Below are 23,511 nucleotides of genomic sequence, written 5' to 3' on the forward strand. Positions count from 1 at the left end.
GCGATAGATTATCGAGTTTGCTGCACCGCATCCATCCGCACGATTCCAGCTGACCTTCCGAGGACCATCATGACGAGCTTTCCGCGCATCGAGCGCCTGCCCCCCTACGTGTTCAACATCACCGGGGAACTCAAGATGGCCGCACGGCGGCGCGGCGAGGACATCATCGACATGTCGATGGGCAATCCGGACGGCCCCACGCCGCAGCATATCGTCGACAAGCTGGTGGAAGTCGCCCGGCGTCCCGATACCCACGGGTATTCGGTCTCCAAGGGCATCCCGCGCCTGCGCCGGGCCATCTCCACCTGGTACCAGCGGCGCTACGGGGTGGACATCGATCCGGATTCGGAAGCCATCGTGTCCATCGGCTCCAAGGAAGGCCTGGCGCACCTGATGCTGGCCACGCTCGACCGGGGAGACACGGTGCTGGTGCCCAACCCCAGCTACCCGATCCACATCTACGGTGCGGTGATCGCCGGGGCGAACATCCGCTCGGTGCCGATGACGCCCGGCCTGGATTTCTTCGACGAGATCGAGCGCGCGGTGCGCGAAACCATTCCCAGGCCCAAGATGATGATCCTGGGCTTTCCCAGCAATCCCACGGCCCAGTGCGTGGATCTGTCCTTCTTCGAGCGCATCGTGGCGCTGGCGCGCGAGCACGGCATCCTGGTCGTGCACGACCTGGCCTATGCCGACATCACGTTCGACGGGTACGTGGCGCCTTCCATCATGCAGGTGCCCGGCGCGCGCGACGTGGCGGTGGAATTCTTCACCATGAGCAAGAGCTACAACATGGCCGGCTGGCGCATCGGCTTCATGGTGGGCAACCGCGAACTGGTCAATGCGCTGGCGCGCATCAAGAGCTACCACGACTACGGTACTTTCACGCCCATCCAGGTGGCCGCCATCGCCGCCCTGGAAGGACCTCAGGACTGCGTGTCGGAAGTCGTCGAGCAATACCGCAGCCGTCGCGACGTGCTGGCGCGCGGACTGCACGAAGCCGACTGGCCCGTGGACATTCCCAAGGCGTCCATGTACATCTGGGCGCACATCCCCGAGCCCTACCGTGCCCTGGGATCGCTGGAATTCTCCAAGCGCCTGCTGGCCGACGCCAAGGTCGCCGTGTCTCCCGGCATCGGCTTCGGCGAATACGGCGACGAATACGTGCGCTTCGCCCTGATCGAGAACGAGCAGCGCACCCGCCAGGCGGTGCGCGGCATCAAGGACATGTTCCGCAAGGACGGGCTGCTCAAATGAAACCGATCCGTGTTGGTTTGCTCGGGCTGGGTGTCGTCGGCGGCGGGGTCTGGACGGTCCTGGCCCAGAACGGCGGCGAGATCGCCCGCCGCGCCGGGCGGCGCATCGAAGTCGCCGCCGTGGCGGTGCGCGACGTGGCCAAGGCGCGTGCGCTGGTCGGCGCCGATGTCGCCGTCACCACCGACTGCATGGCGCTGGCGCAGGATCCGGACATCGACATCATCGTCGAGCTGATGGGGGGCGATACGGTCGCCCGCGACTGCATCCTGCAGGCCATTGCCCAGGGCAAGCACGTGGTCACGGCCAACAAGGCCCTGCTGGCCGTGCACGGCAACGAGATCTTCGCTGCCGCCCAGGAGCGTGGGGTGATGGTCGCCTTCGAGGCCGCCGTGGCGGGCGGCATCCCGATCATCAAGGCCATCCGCGAGGGCCTGACGGCCAACCGGATCCAGTGGCTGGCCGGCATCATCAACGGCACGACCAATTTCATTCTTTCCGAAATGCGCCAGCGCGGCCTGCCTTTCGACGCCGTGCTCGCCGAGGCACAGCGCCTGGGCTACGCCGAAGCCGATCCCACTTTCGACATCGAGGGCGTGGACGCGGCCCACAAGCTCACGCTGCTGGCCTCGCTGGCCTTCGGCATCCCGGTGCAGTTCGACAAGGCCTACATCGAAGGCATTTCCCGCCTGGCTTCCGAAGACATCGTCCACGCGGAACGCCTGGGCTATCGCATCAAGCTGCTGGGCATCACCCGCCGCCGCCCGGAAGGCATCGAACTGCGGGTCCATCCCGCGCTGGTGCCCGACCACTGCCTGCTGGCCAATGTGGAAGGCGCCATGAATGCCGTGCTGGTGCGCGGCGATGCGGTCGGTCCCTCGCTGTACTACGGCCAGGGCGCGGGCGCCTTGCCCACTGCCTCGGCCGTGGTGGCCGACCTGGTCGACGTGGCGCGGCTGCAGATGGCCGACCCCGAGCACCGGGTGCCGCACCTGGCCTTCCAGCCAGACGCCATGGCCGACATTCCGGTGCTGCCCATGGCCGATGTGCGGACCAGTTTCTACCTGCGCCTGCGGGTCGACGACCGGCCCGGCGTGCTGGCCGACCTGGCACGCGTGCTGTCGGCTGCCGGGATCTCCGTGGGGTCGATGTTCCAGCAGCCCCACGGCGAGCATCAGGCCGACATCATCTTCCTCACCCACGAAGCGCGCGAGGGCGACGTGGACCAGGCGCTGGACGCGATTCAGCGCCTGCCTTTCGTGCGTTCGGACGTGACCCGCCTGCGCGTGGAGAACATCAATTGAAGTATATGTCCACCCGGGGCGGCATGGCCCCGCAGCCCTTCTGCGACATCCTGCTTGAAGGCCTGGCGCCCGACGGCGGGCTGACCCTGCCCGAAACCCCGCCCAGGCTCGACGCGGCCACCCTGGAGTCCTGGCGGGGCCTGGACTATGCCGATCTGGCCGCACGCGTGCTGGGCCTGTTCATCGACGACATCCCGTCCGACGACCTGTCCCGCATGACGCGCGCCGCCTACGCGCCCAGCGTGTTTCCCCGCATTGCGCCGCTCAAGCCGCTGCGCCCGGGGCTGTCCCTGCTGGGGCTGTCCGAAGGGCCGACGCTGGCCTTCAAGGACATGGCCATGCAGTTCCTGGGCCAGGTCTTCGAATACGTGCTGGCACAGCGCGGCCAGACGCTCAACATCCTGGGCGCAACGTCGGGCGATACCGGCTCGGCAGCGGAGTACGCGCTGCGCGGCAAGCGCGGCGTGGCCGTGTTCATGCTGTCCCCGCACGGGCGCATGAGCGCCTTCCAGCGCGCCCAGATGTACTCGCTGCAGGATGCCAATATCCACAACATCGCCGTGCGCGGCGTGTTCGACGAATGCCAGGACATCGTCAAGGCCCTGGCCGGCGACCTGGAATTCAAGAGCGCCCATCGTCTGGGTGCCGTCAACTCCATCAACTGGGCGCGCATCGCAGCCCAGGTGGTGTACTACGTCTGGGGCTGGCTGCGGGCCACCCAGGGGCCCGGCGAGCCCGTGTCCTATGCCGTGCCTTCGGGCAATTTCGGCAACATCCTGGCCGGCCACATTGCGCGCGAGATGGGCGTGCCCATCCGCCGCCTCGTGCTGGCCACCAATGAAAACAACGTGCTCGAGGAATTCTTCCGCACGGGCATCTACCGGCCGCGTTCCGCCAGCCAGACGCATGCCACGTCCAGCCCGTCGATGGACATCTCGCGCGCTTCGAACTTCGAGCGCTTCGTCTACGACCTGGTGGGCCGCGATCCGGCCCGCGTGCGGGCGTTGATGGCGGAACTGCAGGCCACTGGCCAGTTTGATCTGTCCGATCTGCGGTCCTCGTTCACCGACCGCTACGGTTTCGTGGCGGGTGCCAGCACCCACGCTGACCGCCTGCGGACCATCCGCGACATCCGCGACGAGACCGGCGTGCTGATCGATCCGCATACGGCCGACGGGGTGAAGGTCGCTCTGGAGCACCTGGAGGACGGCGTGCCCATGCTGGTGCTGGAAACGGCACTGCCGGCCAAGTTCGCCGAGACCATTATCGAGGCCATCGGCGAGGCGCCGGAAGTGCCGGATGCGCTGCGTGACCTGGACCGCCTGCCTCAGCGTGTCGAAGTGATGGACTGCGACGCCCGCCTGGTGGCCGACTACATGCGGCGCCACGCGCTGTAGAACACTTCAGGCCGTCCGGTAGGTCTGCAGGTGGATGCTGGTCTCGGACTGGCTGATGCCGCGGATCAGGCGGATGCGTTCCAGCACCTGCGACAGTTCCTGCAGGTCGGCCGCCCGCAATTCGGCCAGCAGATCCCAGCGGCCGTTGGTGTCGTGCAGGGTGGCGACACCCGGCTCGCCCAGCAGGCTGGCGATCACGGCGCGGGCCTCGTTGCCCTCGACGGCAATGCCCATCCAGGCGCGGATCGTATGCGGCTCGACATCGGGCCGAAGGCGCACGGTATAGCCCACGATCAGCCCTGCGTCCTCCAGCCGGTGCATGCGCTGGGTGACCGTGCCGCGCGCCACGCCCAGCTTGCGCGCCAGCGTGGCCACGCTGGCGCGGGCGTCCTTGCGCAGCAGGGCGATCAGGGCCAGGTCGGTCGAATCCATGGCGGCATGCTCCTTTGGACGGCCGGACGGTGCCCGCGAGGCATTCGGGCATTCCCCGCACGGCCTGGCCGGTTACACCGGAATGCGCGCCCGGGGGCGAGCAGCTACCGGCGTGTGTTGTACATTCTGCTCAATTTCTTATGCCATTTTGCCAGTTTTCTGGCGAAATGGCGGCAGAATTGACGATATACATTGTCATCCCCTTGGGCCACACTGGGCGCATCACATCGGATACCAAGGAGACACGCCATGCACGCCCATGCTCCGGTGCGGCCACGCACCCTGTTTCTGGATACCCACGATGTGGCCCGGCTGATCGGCATCCTGGGCCTGACCGATTGCCTGCGTGGGCTTGCCGGCACGCTGCGTGCCGATTACCTGCGCTGGCCGGAATTCGACAAGGAAGCCCGCATCGCAGCCTATTCGGAGCAGGGCACCATCGAACTGATGCCCATCACCGACGGCACGCACTACAGCTTCAAGTGCGTCAATGGTCATCCGGGCAACGGGCGCCATGGACTGCCCACCGTGATGGCGATGGGCGCGCTGCTGGATTGCGACACCGGCATGATCCGTCTGATGGCGGAACTGACCCTGACCACGGCGCTGCGCACGGCGGCGATGTCGGCGCTGGCCGCCCAGGTGCTGGCGCGGCGCGACAGCCATTCGATGGCGCTGATCGGCAATGGGGCCCAGAGCGATTTCCAGGCCCTGGCCTTCGCTGCCTTGCTGGGGGTGCGCGATCTGCGCCTCTATGACGTGGACCGCGGCGCTTCGGAACGCCTGGCACGCAATCTCGAATCGGCGGAATTGCCGGGGCGCCCGCTGTCGGTGCGGCTCTGCGATTCAGCGGCCCAGGCCGTGCGGGGCGCGGACATCGTCACGACCGTCACGGCATTCCAGGGCCGCGCGCGGGTGCTGGACGGCAGCCTGATCGAACCGGGCATGCATCTGAACGCCGTGGGCGGCGACTGCCCTGGCAAGACCGAGCTGGATCCGGCGATCCTGCGGCGCGCGGACGTTTTCGTCGAGTTCCCGCCCCAGACTCGCAAGGAAGGCGAAATCCAGCAGATGCCGGTTGATTTTCCCGTGACCGAATTGTGGCGCGTCCTTGCGGGCGATGCACCGGGGCGGACCCACTCCGACCAGGTGACGCTGTTCGACTCGGTCGGGTTCGCGCTGGAAGACTATTCTTCGCTGCGTTTCCTCCGCGCACAGGCCGAGGCCCACGGAGTGGGGCGCTGGGTGGACGTCACGCCCGGCCAGCCGGATCCACGCGACCTGTATGGCTGGCTGCAGGGCGAACTCCGGGGCGTGCCGGCACTGGCTTCATGATGGCGCGCGCTGGCACGGACGCACTGCAAGAGCGCGGGACGGAGGAGGCCGTCTTTTCTTCGGACGATGGCGGAAGGACCGAACCATGAGCATGGAAATTGCCTTGGTGGGCGCCCCCACCGACATTGGCGCCGGCGCACGTGGCGCATCGATGGGGCCCCAGGCCCTGCGTGTGGCGGGCCTGGCGGCTGCCCTGGAGCGCCAGGGGTACCGCGTGCTGGACACCGGTGATCTGGCCGGTCCCGGCAACCCCTGGCAGCCACCGGTCCATGGCTATCGCCACCTGGAGCAGGTCCAGTCCTGGAACGCCCTGGTGTTCCAGGCCGTGACGGCCCAGTTGCGCGAGGGACGCCTGCCGTTGGTACTGGGCGGCGATCATAGCCTGGGTGTCGGATCGGTGGGTGCCGTGGCGCGGCATTGCCGACGCGCAGGCCGACCCCTGCGGGTGTTCTGGCTGGACGCCCATACCGACTTCAACACGGCGTGGCTGACGCCCAGCGGCAATCTGCATGGCATGCCGGTCGCCTGCCTGTGCGGCTTCGGTCCGGCCGGGCTGGTGGACCTGGGCGGCTCCGAGCCGGCCCTGAGGCCCGAGGAGCTCCGGATGATCGGCATCCGCAGCGTCGACGCGGGCGAGCGCGAATTCGTCCACGAGCAGCGGCTGGACGTGTACGACATGCGCACGATCGACGAGCGCGGCATGCGCGCCGTCATGGAAGCCGCCCTGGGCGGCCTGCCTGCGGATGCCCATGTCCACGTCAGTTTCGATGTCGATTTCCTGGATCCGGACTATGCCCCGGGAGTCGGCACCACGGTGCGGGGCGGCCCGACATGGCGCGAAGCCCAGTTGTGCATGGAGATGCTGGCCGATACGGGCCGGGTCGGTTCGGTGGATATCGTGGAACTGAATCCGGCCCTGGACGTGCGCAACGGCACGGCGCTGGTTGCCGTCGAACTGGTCGAAAGCCTGTTCGGCAAGAGCACCCTGGTTCGCCGTCCGCGAGGATGATGTGTTTCCTGCCGGCGCGATCCGGCGGGATTCAGGCGGCCAGGATGCGGTCCGCCGCGTTCAGTCCGCTGCGCACCGCGCCTTCCAGCACGGCCGGATAGCCGGTGTCGGTCCAGTCGCCGGCCAGGAGCAGGCCGGGCCAGGGGGTTGCAGCGCCCGGGCGCTGCAGATCCGGGATGGCGTCGAACGTGGCCCTGCGTTCCGTCACCAGGGCATGGGCCTCGATTTCCGGCAGCGGCGGGCGTGATCCCTTTGCCGCCTGGGCGCGGATCTGGGCCTCGATGCCAGCCGCGATGCGTGCCGGCTCCCGGCCGGCGTAGCGGTCGGCCGCACCGATCACCACGTGGACCAGCCGGCGGTCGGCGTCCGCGCCGGCACTGGCGCTGCGGTCGAACAGCCATTGTCCCCAGGCGTCGTGGGCCGGATCGTCGCGCAGCAGCAGCATGGGATGGCCCGAATTCCAGGGTCGCCCGAGCCGCAGCGTCAGTGTGCCGATGGCAGAGTGCGGCGGCAGCGACCAGTTGCGCATGAAGTCCGCGGCGCCCGGCAGCGGCGCCAGCAGCCGCCGGGCTTCGGGGCAGGGTACGGCCAGGATGACGGCCTCGTGCAGGTTGCCGTCCACCTGCCAACCTCCTTCGGGGGCCGGCGTGACCTCGCGCACCCTGCGGCGCTCGAGTCCGTCGCCGAGCAGTGCGCAGACGCGCGCGGGCCAGAGATCATGCAGGCTGCCCCGGGGAATCAGGATGCGGCTGGCGGCCGGCCCGGCTCCCAGGCTGTCGGCCAGCACGCGAACGAACAGGCGTGCCTGGGCCGCGTGCGCCGGCGTATTCAGGGCGGCCAGGCACAGGGGTTCCCAGAGGCGTGCCAGCAGGCCGGGAGGGCAGTCCAGGCTCGCCAGCCAGTCCACGACAGTCGCGACAGAGGGGATGCATTCCGGCTTCAGTGAGCCGAATGCCCTGGCCAGGTGGCGGCGGCCCCGCCATCCGTCCAGTCCGCGGCTGCCCAGCAGAACGCCCAGCCGGTGCAGTGGCGCGGGCAGCGGCCAGAATTTCAGCCTGAGACCGCCATCGGCCGATCGCAGATCCAGGTCGCTGGTCAGCAGGGCGTGCGCCGGATCCACGCCCAGGGATTGCATCAGGGCCAGGGTGCTGGTGTAGGCGCCCAGCAGGATGTGCTGGCCGTTGTCGATTCGCAGGCCCAGCCCGGGGTGTTCGATCCGACGCGCCCTGCCTCCCGGCGCGGCGGCGGCTTCGTAGACCCGCACCGCGCGGCCGGCACGCTGCAGTCGCGCCGCGGCAGCCAGGCCTGCCCAACCGGCGCCGATGACGGCAATGCCATTCAGCGGATTGTCCCGATGCTGCGCGTCCCGCGCTTGGCCGCCCGCATGCCGTACGGATCCGTCAATCGCGCTCATCGCGCCAGTCGGTGCACCAGCCCCCGTCCGCCGCCGACCCAGGTCTTCCAGGCAAGCCAGAACTTGCGGATCGGCGTCAGGGCGATGCGCTGGTCCAGCACGTGCCAGCCGTCGCGTTCGATCTCGTCGAGCAGGGCGGCGTAGATGGCGGCCATCATCAGGCCCGGCCGCTGTGCGCGGCGATCGGCTTCCGGCAGGGCGCGCATCGCATCGCGGTACAGCCCGCGCGCGCGTTCGGTCTGCTGGCGCATCAGGGCCTGGAAGCCTTCGGTGTAATGGCCGTCGAGGATGTCGTCCACCGTCACGCCGTGGCGGGCCATATCGTCGGCGGGCAGGTAGATGCGGCCGCGCCGTGCATCGTCGCCCACGTCGCGGATGATGTTCGTCATCTGGAAGGCCAGGCCCAGCGTTTCCGCATATTCCAGCGTGCGTGGATCGGTGTGGCCGAAGATGGCGGCCGACAGGTCGCCGACCACGCCGGCGGCACGCCAGCAGTACTCCCGCAGGGTGGCCCAGTCCGCGTAGCGGAACTGGTCCAGGTCCATCTCCATGCCTTCGATCACGGCATAGAAGGGCTCGGGGCTCAGGCCGAAGGCGCGGACGTGCCGGGCGAGGGCGATGGCCACCGGATGGTCGGGCGTGCCGTCGAACATCAGGCCGACCTGGTCGCGCCACCAGGCAAGCTTCATCCGCGCGACGGAAGCTTCGCTCACCTCGTCCACGATGTCGTCCACCTCGCGGCAGAAGGCGTACAGCGCGGTGATGGCGCGGCGCTGTTCCGGCGGCAGGAACAGAAAGGCGTAGTAGAAGCTCGAGCCGCTGCGTGCGGCTTTCTGCTGGCAGTATTCGTCAGGAGTCATGGTGTTCGGGCAAGGCTGCGTCGGGACGCGGCTTATGGAATGCGCGCCAGCATAGCAGGAAGGCATCGGTCCGGCTCAGGATGGGCCGGTCCGCCCAAGGGTTGTAGCCGCCTGCCGCCAGTTTATCCAGGATCCGCAGGCCGCCGTGCACCACCATGCGCAGTTCCAGGCCGATGCGCCCGGGCAGGCGCCAGGCGAGCGGGCAGCCGGCCAGCAGGGCGCGGCGGGCCAGGCCAGCCTGTTCGCGCACCACGTTCCGCCAGGCATCGGGTGGCGGCCTGGACGGATCCGCGCACAGCGCGTCCAGGTCGTCCGGATCGAGGCCGTGGCGCTCCAGGCAGTCCAGGGGGATGTAGCAGCGGCCCTTGGCGTGATCCAGCGCCACGTCTTGGCAGAAGTTCACCCGCTGCAGTCCCGTGCAGATGGCGTCGGACTGGGCCAGGTCGGCGGGATCCGTCCGGCCGTACAGGTGCAGCATCAGCCGGCCGACCGGATTGGCCGAACGCCGGCAGTAATCGAGCAGGGCGGGTTCGTCGGCGTAGCGGGTGACGCTCAGGTCCTGGACGAAGGCGGACAGCAGGTCCAGCAGTGGCTGGACGGGCAACCGGTGGCGCACGAGCGTGTCGCCCAGACGGGCGAAGATCGCCCGGTCTGCGTCGGACAGGGGCGCCTGGATGGGCCGGCCGGCCCCCAGGTCGCGGACCGCGGCGCGCCAGGCCTCCAGCCGCTCCAGGCGCGCATGCGCCGGCGCATCGCCCTCGTCGGCGATGTCGTCCGCGCCGCGCGCGAAGGCATACAGGTTGCGCACCGCCGGACGCAGCCGGGCGGGCAGCAGCAGAGACGCCACGGGGAAGTTTTCATAGTGATCGACTGCCATGATGAGGCAGTATACTTAGGGCCTTTCTGAACCGGCTGCCCGATTCTGAACGACTTGTGTCCGGACCCGGTTTCAGGGCCGCCGCTTCCTTTGTCCGTCTTTCCGGGGGAATCCATGCCGCGCCCGATTCTGGCGACGATCGACACCGAAGCCTTGTCCCACAATCTGCATACGGTGGCCGATCGCCTGCGGCAGGACGCTCCTGGTGCCACGCCATTCATCTGGGCCGTGATCAAGGCGCGCGGCTACGGGCACGGCCTGGAAGCCGCGCTGGCGGGCTTCGACCAGGCCGACGGCCTGGCGATGCTGGACCTGGAAGAAGCCGTGCGCTGCCGCGAGCTGGGCTGGACCGGCCCCCTGCTGCTGCTCGAAGGCTTCTTCGAGCCGGCCGATCTCGATGTCCTGGTGCATTACCACATAGGTGCCGCGCTGCATTGCACCGAGCAGTTCGACATGCTGGAATCCAGCCCCGTCGCCCGGCAGATCGACGCTTTCGTCAAGTTGAACACCGGCATGCACCGGCTCGGTTTCCAGCCGGACGAGTTCCGTGCGGCCCATGTGCGCGCGCTGGCCCTGCAGGCCGACGGCGTGCTGGGGCAGGTCGGCACGATGACCCACTTCGCCCGCGCGGACGACGATCCGGCCGTCACGCGGGACCAGATCGATTGTTTCCTGCGGGCGACCGATGGTCTGTCCGGCCCCGTCAGCCTGTGCAACTCGGCCGCCACCCTGACACCGGGGCTGGCGGCGGGGATCGCCGGCGACCCTCAATGGGTGCGCCCGGGCATCTGCCTGTACGGGGCTTCGCCCTTCGCCGACCGGCCTGCCGATACCTTCGGCCTGCGCCCGGCCATGACCCTGTCCGCCCGCCTGATCGGCGTGCATCGGGTCCCGGCCGGCGAATCGGTGGGCTATGGCCACACTTTCCGTGCGCCCCGCGACATGCGGGTCGGCATCGTCGCCTGCGGCTATGCCGACGGCTACCCCCGCCACGCGCCCAGCGGGACGCCGGTCGTCGTGGACGGGGTGCGCTCGCGCCTGGTCGGCCGGGTGTCCATGGACATGCTGGCCGTGGACCTGGACCCCGTGCCCGGTGCGGCAGTGGGGGCCCCGGTCGTGCTGTGGGGGCAGGGCGGGCCCTCGGTGGACGAAGTGGCCACCGCCTGCGGCACCATCGGCTATGAACTGCTTACCGCCGTGACGCCCCGGGTGCCGCGCCGCGTCCTGTGAATCCCCGCCTGCGGAGGAATACCCCATGAAGAACAGTTGTGTGCTCGTCACCGGCGCGACCAAAGGCATCGGCTGGGCCGTCAGCCAGCGCCTGGCCGACCAGGGCTGCCATGTCGTCGGCCTGGCGCGGCACGTGGCCGACATCGATTTTCCCGGCTACCTGTATGCCTGTGACCTGGCCAATGCCGGCGAGACCGAGGAATTGCTGCGCGTCATCCGCGAGAAATACCCGGTCGACGCCGTGGTGAACTGCGTGGGGCCGGCAATGCCCGAACCCCTGGGCGAGGTCGACCTGGCCTCGCTGTACCAGGCCTTCGATCTGAACGTGCGCGTCGCCGTCCAGGCGGTGCAGGCCTTCGTGCCGGGCATGAAGGCGCGCAAATCCGGGCGCATCGTCAATCTGTGTGGCCGCGTGGTGCATGGCCAGGCCGGGCATACCAGCTATGCGGCGGCCAAGAGCGCGCTGCTGGGCTGCACCCGTACCTGGGCGCTGGAATTGGCGCCCCATGGCATCACGGTCAACGCGGTCTCGCCCGGTCCCGTGGAGACGGGCCTGTTCCGCGCCGAATGCCCGGTCGGCAGCGATGCCGAAAAAGCCGTGCTGGCAACCATTCCCATGGGGCGCCTGGCCCAGGCCGACGAAGTCGCCGCCGCCGTGGTGTTCCTGCTGGGCGATGGGGCGGCCTTCATCACCGGTCAGGAAATCGGCGTCGACGGCGGCGGCAGCCTGGCGGGCCGCTGATGGCCAAGGCACGAACCCTGTTCCTTTGCTCCGATTGCGGCGGCACTTCTCCCAAATGGGAAGGCCGCTGCCCGCATTGCGGCGCCTGGAACACACTGCAGGAAACCCGCGAATCCCCGGCCGCGGCCGCCGGCCATCGTTATGCGCCGCTGGCTGCCTCCACCCCGGTGCGCCGCCTGTCCGAGATCGAGGCGCGCGAACAGGCGCGCAATCCCACTGGCATCGAGGAGTTCGACCGCGTCCTGGGCGGAGGCCTGGTGGCCGGCGCCGTGGTGCTGATCGGTGGCGATCCGGGAATCGGCAAATCGACGCTGCTGCTGCAGGCGCTTGCCAGCCTGTCCGAACGCGGTCCGGTGCTCTACGTCACCGGCGAAGAGTCCGCCGAGCAGGTCGCCCTGCGTGCCCAGCGCCTGGGCGTATCGGGCGATGGTGTTGACCTGCTGGCCGAAATCCGCCTGGAGCAGATCACCCAGGCCCTGGTCGAGCGCCAGCCTGGCGTGGCGGTCATCGATTCCATCCAGACCCTGTATTCCGGCGAACTGACGGCAGCCCCCGGCTCGGTGTCCCAGGTGCGCGAATGCGCCGCCCAGCTGACCCGCATCGCCAAGCAGACCGGGATCACCCTGATCCTGATCGGCCATGTCACCAAGGACGGCGCTCTGGCCGGCCCTCGCGTGCTGGAGCATATCGTCGACACCGTCCTGTATTTCGAGGGCGACACTCATTCTTCGTTCCGCCTGGTGCGGGCCATCAAGAACCGTTTCGGCGCCGTCAACGAGCTGGGTGTATTCGCCATGACCGACCGGGGCCTGCGCGGGGTGAGCAATCCGTCCGCGCTGTTCCTGGCGGGCCATTCGCGCGAGGTTGCCGGCTCCTGCGTCATGGCCACCCAGGAAGGCACCCGCCCGCTGCTGGTCGAAGTGCAGGCTCTGGTGGACACGGCCCATGTCCCCAATCCGCGCAGGCTGTCCGTGGGCCTTGAAAGCAGCCGCCTGGCCATGCTGCTGGCCGTGCTGCATCGCCATGCGGGGATCGCCACCTACGACCAGGATGTCTTCGTCAATGCCGTCGGCGGCGTGCGCATCATGGAACCTGCCGCCGACCTGGCCGTGGCCCTGGCGATCCTGTCGTCCATGCGCGACCGGCCTCTGCCGGCCGGTTTGCTGGCCTTCGGCGAGATCGGGCTGGCGGGCGAGATCCGGCCGGCGCCGCGCGGCCAGGAACGCCTGCGGGAGGCCGCCAAGCTGGGCTTCGGGCTGGCCGTCGTCCCGCGCGCCAACCTGCCGCGCCAGCCCATCGAGGGGTTGCGCATCCAGGCCGTCGACCGCGTCGAAGACGTGCTCGGCGTGCTGGCCTGAGAGGTTCGCGATGGACGGACTCTGGCTGATCCCCGCCTGCCTGGCCGCGGGCGGGCTGATCGGATTTTCGGGGGGGGTGCTGGGCATCGGCGGCGGGCTGTTCGCCATTCCCCTGCTGGGGCTGATCCTGGGCTACGAGCAGCAGGCGGCCCAGGGGACGGCGCTCATCATGGTGCTGCCGGCCATCTTGCTCACGTTGCGCAAATATCACCAGCACGCGCCCATCGACTGGCGCTCGGCGGCGGCCGGGGCCTGCAGTTCCATCGTCTGCACCTGGATCGGAGCGCGGATCGCCCTGGGGCTCGATCCCTGGCTGCTGCGCCGCATCTATGCGGGTTTCGTGTTTCTGATCGCCATGTTCTATTTCCGTGAGAGCCTGGGGCGCCGCGCCCGGCCCAGGCCGGCCGCGTTCTACCGCGAGGTCGGCCAGGTGCGCAAGCTCTGGTATTTCTGCGTCGGCGTCTGCGCCGGGCTGGCCGGAGGAATCTTCGGCGTGGGTGGCGCCGTGCTGGCGGTACCCTTCCTGACCTCGTTCTTTCACTTGCGCCAGACTTCGGCCCAGGCGGTGGCGCTGGCGATGATCGTGCCGGGCACCTGCGTGGCGCTGGCGACCTACGCCTGGCACGGGCAGGCGCACGGCCTGGTGGGCATTCCCCTGGCCGTCGGCAGCCTGCTGTGCGTACCCTACGGGGTGCGCCTGGCCTACGCGCTGCCCGAAGCACGCCTGAAACTGATCTTTGCCTGCATGCTGTTGGTCATCATGGGCCTGCTGCTGATGCGGGGATGAGGCAGGACACAGGACAGTCCCCTGCGGACTGTCCTGTGCCTGCCGAATCCGAGCCGCATGCAGGCGGCGAGGTGGAGAGATGGTGCAATTGGGACTGTCCTGTGCCTGCCGAATCCGAGCCGCATGCAGGCGGCGAGGTGGAGAGATGGTGCAATTGGGACTGTCCTGTGCCTGCCGAATCCGAGCCGCATGCAGGCGGCGAAGTGAGGGGCGGATGTCGCCCGGGAGACATGAGTGATGAATTGCATGCCACCAGACTGGGCTGTGCACCGCTTTCCTGGCGGTGCATTCTGCGTGCCGGCACGCTTTGCCGGACAGGCCGGCCCGGATTGGTTCGATGCGGCACGCTCCGGCGCCGTGCCGGTGGGAGAGGGCGGCCGCCAGGCTGCCTGGTTCGTCGATGGGGTCCACGGCCCCGCCGTCCTGCGCCATTACCGGCGCGGCGGCCTGCGCGCGCGGCTGGGTGGCCGCGAATCCTACCTGTGGTTGGGAGAATCCCGTGTGCGGGCCTATGCCGAAGTGAAGGTGCTGGACCACCTGCGCCGGGCCGGACTGCGGGTGCCCGAGCCGTTGGGTGCGGCATACTGGCGGGCAGGAATTGCCGCCACCGGGCCGCACCCGGGCGGAATTCTTTACCGCAACGCCATTCTGGTGGCGCGCATCCAGGGCGCGCAGGCCCTGGCGGGACGTCTGGACAGGGCCGATCCCGCCGCCGTTGCGCGGGCCATCGACGCGATGCATGCAGCGGGCGTCTGGCACGCGGACCTGAACGCCTACAACATCCTTTTCGATGCCGACGAACGGGTCTGGATCATCGACTTCGATCGCGCGCGCCTGGGTGTGGTATCCCCGGAACAGGCGAAAAAAAACCGGTTGCGCCTGCGCCGGTCTTTGGTTAAGGTAGCCGGCGCGCGCGGAGCGCAGTGGTGGGATGCGTTATCCCGTTGTTTTCCTCCATGATAGGGACCCATGCCATGAAAATCGGCACCGTTCACACCCTGTTGGCCGCCGCCGCGCTGATCGCCGCGGTTCCGGCGTCCGCCCAGGATCGCGTCGTCAACGTCTACAACTGGGCTGAATACACTGCCCCCGACACCCTGTCCGGTTTCGAGAAGACCACCGGCATCAAGATCCGCTACGACGTCTACGACACCAACGATACCCTCCAGGCCAAGCTGCTGACGGGCAAGTCGGGGTACGACGTGGTCGTGCCTTCCACTCACTACGCAGCCCGCCAGATCCAGGGCGGCCTGTTCCAGAAGCTGGACCGTTCCAAGATCCCCAACTGGCAATATCTGGATCCCGACCTGATGGCCCTGGTCGCCACCGTCGATCCGGGCAACCAGTATCTGGTCCCCTGGGGCTATGGCACCAACGGCCTGGGCTACAACGTCACCAAGGTGCGCGAGATCATGGGCCAGGACGCGCCCCTGAACTCCTGGGACATGCTGTTCAAGCCCGAAAACGCAGCCAAGCTGCAGTCCTGCGGCATTTCCATCCTGGACGAGGCCGCGCAGGTTTTTCCCGCGGTGCTGCACTACCTGGGCAAGGATCCCAACAGCAGCGATCCCAAGGACTACGAGGCCGCGCTCGCCCTGCTCAAGACCATCCGGCCCTATGTGCGCCAGTTCAGCTCCTCGGGCTACATCGACGAACTGGCCTCGGGCGGCCTGTGCATGGTCTACGGCTTTTCGGGCGACGTGATGATCGCCGCGTCGCGTGCGAAAGAAGCCAAGAAATCCTACGCCATCGACTACTACATTCCCGACGGCGGGGCGCCGGTCTGGTTCGACACCATGGCCATCCCCAAGAGCGCGGAGCACGTCGACGAGGCGCACGCCTTCATCAACTACATCGAGACACCGCAGGTGCATGCGGCGATCACCAATACCATGTACTACCCCAATGCCAACAAAGAGGCGCGCAAGTACGTGGTCGAGGAAGTCGCCAGCAATCCCATGATCTATCCCTCGCCCGAGGTCTCTCGCACGCTGTTCGTCATCAAGCCCCAGCCCCTGAACATCCTGCGCCTGCAGACGCAGATGTGGGCGCAGCTCAAGACCGGGCGCTGATGGCGATGCAGGATCCGCGCGGCATGCCTCGCCAGGGCGAGGCCGACGACTTCGTGCGCATGGAGGACGTCGTCAAGATCTTCGGCGACACCGTGGCCGTGAAGTCCGTCTCCCTGTCGGTGAGGCGGCACGAGATCTTCGCGCTGCTGGGCAGTTCGGGCTGCGGCAAGTCGACCCTGCTGCGCATGCTGGCGGGGTTCGAGGAGCCCACCTCCGGGCGCATCATCCTGGATGACGAGGACATCACTTCCCTGCCGCCGCACCGGCGGCCGGTCAACATGATGTTCCAGTCGTATGCGCTCTTCCCGCACATGTCGGTCGAGGCCAACGTGGCCTTCGGCCTGAAGCAGGAAGGCGTGCCGCGCCACGAGATCCACGAGCGCGTGTTCGAGGCCCTGGACCTGGTGCAGATGGCCGGCTACGCACGCCGCCGCCCGCACCAGCTTTCCGGCGGGCAGCAGCAGCGCGTGGCCCTGGCGCGCAGCCTGGTCAAGCGGCCCAAGCTGCTGCTGCTCGACGAGCCCATGTCGGCCCTGGACAAGCAGATCCGCCAGGCCACCCAGATCGAGCTGGTCAAGATCCTGGGGCAGGTCGGCGTCACCTGCATCATGGTCACCCACGACCAGGAAGAGGCCATGACCATGGCCAGCCGCCTGGCCGTCATGACCGAAGGCCAGATCGTCCAGTGCGGCACGCCGCACGACGTCTACACCTTTCCCAGTTCCCGTTTCGTCGCCGGCTTCATCGGGTCGACGAACCTGTTCACCGGCACCATCGTGGTGGACGAGCCCGACCACGTGCTGATCGAGACCGACGCCCTGTCGCGTCCGCTGTACGTCAGTCACGGCATCAGCGAGCCCCTGGGCATGGAGGTCCACGTTTCCATCCGGCCCGAGCAGATCCGCGTCGGCCGCCAGGCGCCGGAGACCGAATCCAACTGGGGCCACGGCATGGTGTCGCACGTGGCCTGGATGGGCAGCTATGCCCGCTATCAGGTCCGCCTGGATGCCGGCCAGACCATCGAGGCCAGCGTACCCAGCCTGGACTGGAGCCAGTCGGACGCGCCCGGCGTGGACGAGGAAGTCTACGTCACATGGTCCCACGACGCCGGTACCGTGCTGGCGTCCTGACGGCGCGTTCTTCCGCATTCATCGATTCAGCATCCGGAGCCTCCGATGCACCTGAAAATCCCCGGTCATCGTCCCAGTGCGCGGCAGTTCGCCATCGGCGTGCCCTACGTCTGGCTGGCGCTGTTCCTGCTGGTCCCGTTCCTGCTGGTGCTGAAGATCAGTTTCTCGGACCTGCAGTTCGGCATCCCGCCCTATACGCCGATCGCTACGCTGCAGGACCAGACTCTGTCGCTGGCCCTGCACCTGCGCGGCTATGTGCTGCTGTTCACCGACAGCCTGTACGCCGCCGTGTACCTGAATTCGGTGAAGATGGCCCTGATCACCACCCTCTGCTGCGCGCTGATCGGCTATCCCATGGCCTATCACATCGCCCGCGCACGGCCGGAGATCCGCAACCTGCTGCTGCTGGGCGTGATCCTGCCGTTCTGGACCTCGCTGCTGCTGCGCGTGTACGCCTGGGTCGGCATCCTGCGCAACGACGGCCTGCTGAACCATCTGCTGATGGGCCTGGGGCTGATCGATGCGCCGCTGGAAATCTACCGCACCGACCTGGCCGTCTACATCGGACTGGTCTACGCCTATCTGCCGTTCTTCATCCTGCCGCTGTACGCCAATCTGGTGAAGCTGGACCATCGCCTGCTCGAAGCCGCCTACGACCTGGGGGCGCGGCCCTGGAGCGCCTTCCTGCGGATCACGCTGCCCTTGTCGATGCCTGGCGTGGTGGCCGGCGCCATGCTGGTGTTCATCCCTTCGGTGGGGGAATACGTCATCCCCGAGATGCTGGGCGGGGCCAATACCCTGATGATGGGCCGCGTGATGTGGAATGAATTCTTCAACAATGCCGACTGGCCGATGGCGGCCGCCGTCACCTGCGTGATGGTCCTGTTGCTGCTGGTGCCCCTGTCCATTTTCCAGTACAACCAGGCCCGCCAGCTGGGAGGGCGGCGATGATGCGCGGCGGCTGGTTCCGTTTCCTGACGCTGGTGATCGGCTACGGCTTCCTGTACGTGCCCATCGCCTGCCTGATGGTGTTCTCGTTCAACGACTCCACCCTGATGACCTCCTGGTCCGGCTTTTCGTTGCGTTGGTATGCCGAGCTGTTCCAGGACGACGCGCTGTTGTCCGCGGCGAAGCTCTCGCTGCTGATCGCCACCCTGACCGCCACCGCGGCGGTGGCCATCGGCACCTGGGCCGGCTATGTCCTGGCACGCATGGGGCGGTTCCGGGGCTTCGGCCTGTACATCGGCATGCTGAGCGCCCCGCTGGTCATGCCCGAGGTCGTGCTGGGCATTTCGCTGCTGCTGATGTTCGTGGAAATGTCCAAGCTTTTCGGCTGGCCGGATGGCAACGGCATGTTCACCATCTGGGTGGGCCATGTCACCCTGTGCACCGCCTATGTCGCCGTCATCATCCAGTCGCGCGTGCGCGACCTGGACCGCTCGCTGGAAGAAGCCGCCCTGGATCTGGGCGCCTCGCCCCTGCGGGTGTTCTTCCAGATCACGCTGCCGCTGATTGCGCCTGCCCTGCTGGCCGCATGGCTGCTTTCCTTCACCCTGTCGCTGGATGACGTGGTGGTGGCGTCCTTCCTGTCCGGCCCGGGATACACGACCCTGCCGCTGGAAGTCTTCTCCCGCGTGCGCCTGGGTCTGAAGCCCGAAATCAATGCCCTGGCGACTTTGTTCATGGTGGCCGTGGGCGTGGTCGTCGTCGCGGTCAACCGCATGCAGATCCAGGCGACCAGGCGGCAGGGCTAGGAGCCCGGCCCATCCGCCTGCAGGTGGGTCCCGCCGCGAGCCTGGCGCGCTTGTCCGCGTCCGGGCCGCGCGCCTACATGCCCAGCACCAGCACCGCCAGGGAAAACAGCCCCGCCGACAGCAGCATGCTGGCCGGGAAGGTCAGCAGCCAGGCCAGCAGAATGATGCGCACGGTGCCGTTGTGCAGGCCGCTGCGGTTGGCCACCATGGTGCCGGCCACGCCCGAGGACAGCACCTGGGTGGTCGAAACGGGCAGGCTGAAGACATTGGCCACGCCGATGGCGGCGACGGCGGTGATCTGGGCGGCCATGCCTTGGGCGTACGTCATGCCCTGCCGGCCGATTTTCTCGCCCACGGTCAGCACCACGCGGCGCCAGCCCAGCATGGTGCCGGCGCCCAGGGCCAGCGCGACGGCGACGATCACCCATAGCGGCGCGTATTCCGTGGTGGCGGTCAGGTCGCCGCGCAGGCGCCGCAAATCGGTTTTCTCGCCGAGGGACAGCGAGTCCATGCCGGCCACCTTGCGCGCGGTGTCGTCCAGGCAGAGCAGGTAGCGCCGCACCCGCACGCGCGTTTCAGGCGGCAGGTCGTCATAGGTGTGCACGCCGCTCAGCGTGCCTCGCACTGCCTGGATGGTGCCCAGCGTATCCTGCGGGTTGCAGTGGGACGTCTGGAGCGGATCGAGACTGGGCGGGCGCTGGAGCGCCAGGAAGTCGCCCAGCGTATCTGCCTTGCGCTGGTAGAAATCGCTCAGGTGAGCGACGGCGTCGACGGTGCGCTGGACCTGGTAGGGCGTGCTGGCCGGGTCCAGGACATACTTGGCCGGCACGATGCTGATGAGCACCAGCATGATCAGGCCGATGCCTTTCTGACCGTCGTTGGATCCGTGCACGAAGCTCACGCACATTGCCGACAGTACCAGCACCAGCCGGTTCCAGAAGGGGGGGTGTTTCTTGTTGTCGATGGCGCGGCGCTGCTCGGGCGTCTTGTGCATCTTCGAGCCGGCGAACGCTTTCTTGAACCCCAGCAGCAATGCGGCGGCAACGATGAATCCGGCCAGGGGCGAGATGACGAGCGACAGGCCGATGTCGATGGCCTTGCCCCAGTTGACGCCGGCACCCACGGGCACGTCCGTCAGCAGGGCATTGGCCAGTCCCACGCCCAGGATCGCGCCGATCAGCGTATGCGAACTGGAGGCGGGGATGCCGAAATACCAGGTGCCCAGGTTCCAGACGATCGCCGCGACCAGCATGGAAAACGCCATGGCCAGACTGCGTCCGCTGTCCAGGTCGAGCAGCAGTTCCACGGGGAGCAGGTGGACGATGGCGTAGGCCACCCCCACGCCGCCGAGCAGCACGCCCAGGAAGTTGCAGATGCCCGAGAAGAGCACCGCCAGGTGCGGCGGCATGGCCTTGGTGTAGATGACCGTGGCAACGGCATTGGCCGTGTCGTGGAAGCCGTTGATGAATTCGAAGACCAGGACGAGGGCCAGGGCCAGTACGAGGCTGAGCCCGACCGCGAGGGGCAAGCCGGAGAATAGGTCGAACATGATGGGGGTGCGTTCGGAAGACTCGGCATTATTGCAAATTTGAGAAGGAAAGTTTGAATATCCCTTCCGTGAGGATGCCGCCTTCGGGCCGGCCCCGGTCGGCCGAATGGCCGGTTTCCTGCGGAAATCAGTCTTCGCGCCGCTGGCCCAGTCCTTCGTATGCCAGCCGCACGGCGTCTTCTCCGTAGCGCCGTTCCAGCCGGCGGATGATGAAATGACCCCGGGCCATGTCCTGGAAGTGGTCGATGAACAGGGTGTTGATCAGGGCGCCGCCGGCTGCGCCGATGGCCGGGACCGCCTGGGCGGCGGCCTTTTCCGTGATCTGGAGGCCGAAGCGTTCCGCCACCATCGTGATCAGGCGCATCAGCGCGGGTGGCGCTGCCTTTTCGACGGCTACCTGGCCGGCGGCGTATTCGGCGGCCTGGCTGACGGCGCGCGCAAGCGCGGCGCGCACGACGTAATAGCCGCTTTCCGCACCATCGTCGGCCCTGCTGCGGCCTCCCAGGGCGAAGACCTCCAGGCAGGCAAGTCGGGTATGCGGATCTGCCAGGGATTCGCCTTCGCTGCGGGCGATGTCGGCAATCGAGCGCATCATGATCGTGGTGGAGATCGGCAGTTCCACCGCCAGTCCGGCCAGGCCGAAAAAACCGCCCACGCCGCCGGTGGCGGCCGCGCCGATCTTGTGCCAGCGGTCCGAGCTGCGTCCGCCGGGCTTGTCGCCCAGGGTGAACAGGGCGGCGTCGGCGGCCTTGCTCAAGGCCAGGCGGGTGACCTGGCCGATCTGGGCGCTCCAGCCTTCGGGCAGCCGGTCCAGGAATTTTTCGACGGGGGCGCCGATCAGATTCGTCATGCGCGCAGCCAGGCCCGGGTTTTCCAGCAGGTCGCGGGCCTGGCGCAAGGCCTGGAGGTCGGCAGGGGACAATGGAATCGGGTTCAAGCGGAGGCTCCTGGGTCGGATGCGGGCCGGGATCGAAGCGCGGCCGGCCGCGGGCGCTGGCGGGCGCATGCCGCTGCGGCATCATCATGGCGCAATTCCGGATTGCCTGCATCCGGGATGCCCGTGCAGGCCGCCGTGCAGGGCAGGGCCCATTACAATACGGCCTTCCAGACCCCGACGGATATCCTCATGCTCACCCAGGACGAACTCAAGCAACAGGCGGCCCAGGCCGCGCTCGACCATGTGCTGCCCCAGCTGCAGCCCGACAGCATCTTGGGGGTGGGGACGGGTTCCACGGTGGACCGCTTCATCGATCTGCTGGCGGCCCATCGGCAGGCTTTCCGCGCGGCTGTGTCCAGTTCGGAACGCAGCACGCGCCGCCTGGAAGCGGCGGGCATCCAGGTCCTGGACCTGAACGAGGTGGCTGCGCTGGCGCTGTACGTCGATGGCGCCGACGAGATCGACCACCAGATGAACATGATCAAGGGCGGCGGCGGCGCCCTCACGCGCGAGAAGATCGTGGCTTCCGTGGCTGACCGCTTCGTCTGCATCGTCGACGAATCCAAGCTGGTCGAGCGCCTGGGCGCCTTTCCGCTGCCGATCGAGGTGATCCCCCTGGCGCGCGAGGCCGTTGCCCGCCAGGTTCGCCAATTGGGCGGGCAGCCGCGGCTGCGCGAAGGCTTCGTCACGGACAACGGCAATCAGATCCTGGACGTGTCCGGCCTGCGCTACGACGATCCCGCCGAATTCGAGGCCATGCTGAACAACATCCCGGGCGTGGTCTGCTGCGGGCTGTTCGCCATCTCCGGGGCCCAGGTGGCGCTCGTCGCGGGGCAGCAAGGCGTGTCCCGGCTGGAACTGCTCGACTGATCCACGCGGCATGGCTGCCCCGCGGCGGTCATGTTTTCGTCACATGGCGCTGCTATGCTGGGGGTTCATTCCCAAGCCCCTGGCGCAATGGTACGCTTTTCGATCGTTGAACGCGTCTGGGTGGCACACCAGGCACAGGCAGACAGAGGTCCCGGATTGGAACACACCAACAAGCAATTTCACAGCGAGCTCGAAACGACGCGGTCGATGTTTCTGCAGATGGGCGGGCTGGTCGAATCCATGGTGCTGGACGGCATGCAGGCCCTCTCCCGGGGTGAGCTGCACCTGGTGGACCGAGTTCGCGAGCACGAGCGGCAGGTCAATCAGTTCGAGGTCGACATCGACGAGCGCATCAGCCAGCTGATCGCCCGCAACCAGCCCACGGCCGGCGATTTGCGTCTGCTGCTGTCGATCTCGAAGATGCTGACCGACATGGAACGCTGCGGCGACGAAGCCGAAAAGATCGCCAAGGTCGCCCGGCGCCTGCACGAGTCCGATTCATCCTACGAGCCGGTGGTGGAACTGCGCCACATGGCCGATTCGGTGGCCAGCATGATCCGGGCGGCGCTGGATGCCTTTGCGCGGGAAGATCCCGTCGCCGCGGCCCAGGTGGTGCGCAACGACAAGGACGTGGACAAGGTATGGAAAGCCTCCCTGCGCCACATCATCACCTACATGATCGAGGATCCGCGTACGATTTCGCGCTCCATCGACCTGATCTTCATCGCCCGCGCACTGGAGCGCATTGGCGATCATGCGAAGAACATGGCCGAACGGGTGATCTACATGGTGCGCGGCGATGACGTGCGGCACACGGGTGTCACCAACACCGAGCGCCTGGCACGCGGCGAACCGCCCGAGCCGCGCGGCGAGCAGCCGGCCGGGACAACGCGCGACCGGTGACCCCGGGCGAACTCAGGCCTCGGGCGGCACGTAGCCCTGGGCCTCGACGTCCTGGTCGTCGAACAGGAATGCCTGCATCCGGCCCGCCAGGAATTTGCGCGCTTCCGGGTCGGCCAGGCTCAGGTGGTTTTCATTGACCAGGCGCGTCTGGATATCCAGCCATTTGGCCCAGGCGTCCTTGGAAATCTCGCGCCAGATGCGCACGCCCAGTTCTCCCGGATACGGGGGATAGTCCAGGCCCTGGGCCTCGCGCTTGAGTTTGCGGCATTGGATCATGCGTGCCATCTCGGTCGCCTC

General features: G+C 67.7%; 23 protein-coding genes. 16 read left to right on the plus strand and 7 right to left on the minus strand.

Going from position 1 to position 23,511, the window contains the following annotated elements; all coding sequences use genetic code 11:
- Positions 1-69: 69 nt before the first annotated feature.
- From alaC to thrC, 3 genes are read left to right on the plus strand one after another with little or no spacing between them, the layout of a single operon-like run.
- Positions 70-1,257 carry an alanine transaminase gene (gene alaC, locus ABD022_RS05635; RefSeq protein ID WP_343820405.1) on the plus strand — a complete coding sequence of 396 codons (1,188 nt, stop codon included), beginning with the start codon at positions 70-72 and terminating at the stop codon, positions 1,255-1,257.
- Positions 1,254-2,558 carry a homoserine dehydrogenase gene (locus tag ABD022_RS05640; protein ID WP_325124003.1) on the plus strand — a complete coding sequence of 435 codons (1,305 nt, stop codon included), beginning with the start codon at positions 1,254-1,256 and terminating at the stop codon, positions 2,556-2,558. Before alaC ends, ABD022_RS05640 begins: the two co-directional genes overlap by 4 nt.
- Positions 2,555-3,955, plus strand: coding sequence for a threonine synthase (gene thrC, locus ABD022_RS05645; protein ID WP_343820406.1), 1,401 nt, complete (start codon positions 2,555-2,557; stop codon positions 3,953-3,955). The genes ABD022_RS05640 and thrC overlap by 4 nt, the downstream gene beginning before the upstream one ends.
- A gap of 6 nt (positions 3,956-3,961) precedes the next feature.
- Here the strand turns inward: thrC and ABD022_RS05650 are convergent, their stop codons facing one another.
- Positions 3,962-4,387, minus strand: a complete 426-nt coding sequence (locus ABD022_RS05650) for an Lrp/AsnC family transcriptional regulator (protein WP_325124005.1) — start codon at positions 4,385-4,387, stop codon at positions 3,962-3,964.
- 249 nt (positions 4,388-4,636) lie between these two features.
- On the opposite strand from ABD022_RS05650, the gene ABD022_RS05655 reads away from it, so the two are divergent.
- Positions 4,637-5,722: an ornithine cyclodeaminase gene (locus ABD022_RS05655; RefSeq protein ID WP_325124006.1), complete on the plus strand. Its 1,086-nt coding sequence runs from the start codon at positions 4,637-4,639 to the stop codon at positions 5,720-5,722.
- An 85-nt stretch (positions 5,723-5,807) separates the two neighbouring features.
- Positions 5,808-6,731: an arginase gene (gene rocF / locus ABD022_RS05660; protein WP_325124007.1), complete on the plus strand. Its 924-nt coding sequence runs from the start codon at positions 5,808-5,810 to the stop codon at positions 6,729-6,731.
- Between the two features lie 31 nt (positions 6,732-6,762).
- On the opposite strand, the gene hpnE is transcribed toward rocF, so the two are convergent.
- From hpnE to hpnC, 3 genes are read right to left on the minus strand one after another with little or no spacing between them, the layout of a single operon-like run.
- Complete coding sequence (gene hpnE / locus ABD022_RS05665; RefSeq protein WP_343820407.1) at positions 6,763-8,145, minus strand: hydroxysqualene dehydroxylase HpnE; 1,383 nt, start codon at positions 8,143-8,145, stop codon at positions 6,763-6,765.
- Entirely contained in the window at positions 8,142-9,005 is an 864-nt protein-coding gene (hpnD, locus tag ABD022_RS05670) for a presqualene diphosphate synthase HpnD (protein ID WP_325124009.1), read from the minus strand. Before hpnD ends, hpnE begins: the two co-directional genes overlap by 4 nt.
- Complete coding sequence (gene hpnC, locus ABD022_RS05675) at positions 8,995-9,882, minus strand: squalene synthase HpnC (protein ID WP_343820408.1); 888 nt, start codon at positions 9,880-9,882, stop codon at positions 8,995-8,997. The genes hpnD and hpnC overlap by 11 nt, the downstream gene beginning before the upstream one ends.
- Positions 9,883-9,996: 114 nt before the next feature.
- Between hpnC and alr the strand changes: the two genes are divergently transcribed.
- The 9 genes from alr (at position 9,997) to ABD022_RS05720 (ending at position 18,955) form a co-directional block, all read left to right on the plus strand.
- Positions 9,997-11,112: an alanine racemase gene (gene alr / locus ABD022_RS05680; protein ID WP_325124011.1), complete on the plus strand. Its 1,116-nt coding sequence runs from the start codon at positions 9,997-9,999 to the stop codon at positions 11,110-11,112.
- Positions 11,113-11,137: 25 nt separating this feature from the next.
- The gene (locus ABD022_RS05685) at positions 11,138-11,854 is read left to right on the plus strand and encodes an SDR family oxidoreductase (RefSeq protein ID WP_325124012.1); all 717 of its coding nucleotides are present in this window, start codon (positions 11,138-11,140) and stop codon (positions 11,852-11,854) included.
- Positions 11,854-13,212, plus strand: a complete 1,359-nt coding sequence (gene radA / locus ABD022_RS05690) for a DNA repair protein RadA (protein ID WP_325124013.1) — start codon at positions 11,854-11,856, stop codon at positions 13,210-13,212. The genes ABD022_RS05685 and radA overlap by 1 nt, the downstream gene beginning before the upstream one ends.
- A gap of 10 nt (positions 13,213-13,222) precedes the next feature.
- Positions 13,223-13,999 carry a sulfite exporter TauE/SafE family protein gene (locus tag ABD022_RS05695; RefSeq protein WP_325124014.1) on the plus strand — a complete coding sequence of 259 codons (777 nt, stop codon included), beginning with the start codon at positions 13,223-13,225 and terminating at the stop codon, positions 13,997-13,999.
- 246 nt (positions 14,000-14,245) lie between these two features.
- The gene (locus ABD022_RS05700) at positions 14,246-14,959 is read left to right on the plus strand and encodes a 3-deoxy-D-manno-octulosonic acid kinase (protein WP_343820410.1); all 714 of its coding nucleotides are present in this window, start codon (positions 14,246-14,248) and stop codon (positions 14,957-14,959) included.
- A 14-nt stretch (positions 14,960-14,973) separates the two neighbouring features.
- Positions 14,974-16,071: a polyamine ABC transporter substrate-binding protein gene (locus tag ABD022_RS05705; RefSeq protein WP_325124016.1), complete on the plus strand. Its 1,098-nt coding sequence runs from the start codon at positions 14,974-14,976 to the stop codon at positions 16,069-16,071.
- Between the two features lie 5 nt (positions 16,072-16,076).
- Positions 16,077-17,201 (plus strand): ABC transporter ATP-binding protein, encoded by a 1,125-nt coding sequence (locus ABD022_RS05710; protein WP_343820432.1) that lies wholly within the window; start codon positions 16,077-16,079, stop codon positions 17,199-17,201.
- Between the two features lie 45 nt (positions 17,202-17,246).
- Positions 17,247-18,152 carry an ABC transporter permease subunit gene (locus ABD022_RS05715; RefSeq protein ID WP_325124017.1) on the plus strand — a complete coding sequence of 302 codons (906 nt, stop codon included), beginning with the start codon at positions 17,247-17,249 and terminating at the stop codon, positions 18,150-18,152.
- The gene (locus ABD022_RS05720) at positions 18,149-18,955 is read left to right on the plus strand and encodes an ABC transporter permease subunit (RefSeq protein WP_414647394.1); all 807 of its coding nucleotides are present in this window, start codon (positions 18,149-18,151) and stop codon (positions 18,953-18,955) included. Before ABD022_RS05715 ends, ABD022_RS05720 begins: the two co-directional genes overlap by 4 nt.
- A 73-nt stretch (positions 18,956-19,028) precedes the next feature.
- Here ABD022_RS05720 and ABD022_RS05725 read toward each other — a convergent pair whose 3' ends face one another.
- Entirely contained in the window at positions 19,029-20,504 is a 1,476-nt protein-coding gene (locus ABD022_RS05725) for an inorganic phosphate transporter (protein WP_325124018.1), read from the minus strand.
- 127 nt (positions 20,505-20,631) lie between these two features.
- A complete protein-coding gene (locus ABD022_RS05730; protein WP_325124019.1) occupies positions 20,632-21,441 on the minus strand; it encodes an EcsC family protein in 810 nt (269 codons plus the stop codon).
- Between the two features lie 189 nt (positions 21,442-21,630).
- Between ABD022_RS05730 and rpiA the strand changes: the two genes are divergently transcribed.
- Both rpiA and phoU read left to right on the plus strand, forming a co-directional pair.
- Entirely contained in the window at positions 21,631-22,311 is a 681-nt protein-coding gene (gene rpiA, locus ABD022_RS05735; protein ID WP_325124020.1) for a ribose-5-phosphate isomerase RpiA, read from the plus strand.
- Between the two features lie 156 nt (positions 22,312-22,467).
- Positions 22,468-23,214 (plus strand): phosphate signaling complex protein PhoU, encoded by a 747-nt coding sequence (gene phoU / locus ABD022_RS05740; RefSeq protein WP_325124021.1) that lies wholly within the window; start codon positions 22,468-22,470, stop codon positions 23,212-23,214.
- A gap of 12 nt (positions 23,215-23,226) precedes the next feature.
- Here phoU and ABD022_RS05745 read toward each other — a convergent pair whose 3' ends face one another.
- Positions 23,227-23,499: an oxidative damage protection protein gene (locus ABD022_RS05745; RefSeq protein ID WP_325124022.1), complete on the minus strand. Its 273-nt coding sequence runs from the start codon at positions 23,497-23,499 to the stop codon at positions 23,227-23,229.
- Positions 23,500-23,511 lie beyond the last annotated feature (12 nt).

It is taken from the genome of Castellaniella daejeonensis (assembly GCF_039523555.1).
Classification (GTDB): Bacteria; Pseudomonadota; Gammaproteobacteria; order Burkholderiales; family Burkholderiaceae_B; genus Castellaniella; species Castellaniella daejeonensis.

Bases quoted from the DNA above. Each gene is read 5' to 3' on its own strand.
- alr (WP_325124011.1), top strand. From the start codon at position 9,997: ATGCCGCGCCCGATTCTGGCGACGATCGACACCGAAGCCTTGTCCCAC.
- hpnE (WP_343820407.1), bottom strand. From the start codon at position 8,145: ATGAGCGCGATTGACGGATCCGTACGGCATGCGGGCGGCCAAGCGCGG.
- ABD022_RS05715 (WP_325124017.1), top strand. From the start codon at position 17,247: ATGCACCTGAAAATCCCCGGTCATCGTCCCAGTGCGCGGCAGTTCGCC.
- hpnC (WP_343820408.1), bottom strand. From the start codon at position 9,882: ATGGCAGTCGATCACTATGAAAACTTCCCCGTGGCGTCTCTGCTGCTG.
- ABD022_RS05700 (WP_343820410.1), top strand. From the start codon at position 14,246: ATGCCACCAGACTGGGCTGTGCACCGCTTTCCTGGCGGTGCATTCTGC.
- alaC (WP_343820405.1), top strand. From the start codon at position 70: ATGACGAGCTTTCCGCGCATCGAGCGCCTGCCCCCCTACGTGTTCAAC.
- ABD022_RS05650 (WP_325124005.1), bottom strand. From the start codon at position 4,387: ATGGATTCGACCGACCTGGCCCTGATCGCCCTGCTGCGCAAGGACGCC.
- ABD022_RS05655 (WP_325124006.1), top strand. From the start codon at position 4,637: ATGCACGCCCATGCTCCGGTGCGGCCACGCACCCTGTTTCTGGATACC.
- ABD022_RS05705 (WP_325124016.1), top strand. From the start codon at position 14,974: ATGAAAATCGGCACCGTTCACACCCTGTTGGCCGCCGCCGCGCTGATC.
- ABD022_RS05695 (WP_325124014.1), top strand. From the start codon at position 13,223: ATGGACGGACTCTGGCTGATCCCCGCCTGCCTGGCCGCGGGCGGGCTG.
- hpnD (WP_325124009.1), bottom strand. From the start codon at position 9,005: ATGACTCCTGACGAATACTGCCAGCAGAAAGCCGCACGCAGCGGCTCG.
- rpiA (WP_325124020.1), top strand. From the start codon at position 21,631: ATGCTCACCCAGGACGAACTCAAGCAACAGGCGGCCCAGGCCGCGCTC.
- rocF (WP_325124007.1), top strand. From the start codon at position 5,808: ATGAGCATGGAAATTGCCTTGGTGGGCGCCCCCACCGACATTGGCGCC.
- radA (WP_325124013.1), top strand. From the start codon at position 11,854: ATGGCCAAGGCACGAACCCTGTTCCTTTGCTCCGATTGCGGCGGCACT.
- ABD022_RS05710 (WP_343820432.1), top strand. From the start codon at position 16,077: ATGCAGGATCCGCGCGGCATGCCTCGCCAGGGCGAGGCCGACGACTTC.
- ABD022_RS05640 (WP_325124003.1), top strand. From the start codon at position 1,254: ATGAAACCGATCCGTGTTGGTTTGCTCGGGCTGGGTGTCGTCGGCGGC.
- ABD022_RS05720 (WP_414647394.1), top strand. From the start codon at position 18,149: ATGATGCGCGGCGGCTGGTTCCGTTTCCTGACGCTGGTGATCGGCTAC.
- ABD022_RS05725 (WP_325124018.1), bottom strand. From the start codon at position 20,504: ATGTTCGACCTATTCTCCGGCTTGCCCCTCGCGGTCGGGCTCAGCCTC.
- ABD022_RS05685 (WP_325124012.1), top strand. From the start codon at position 11,138: ATGAAGAACAGTTGTGTGCTCGTCACCGGCGCGACCAAAGGCATCGGC.
- ABD022_RS05745 (WP_325124022.1), bottom strand. From the start codon at position 23,499: ATGGCACGCATGATCCAATGCCGCAAACTCAAGCGCGAGGCCCAGGGC.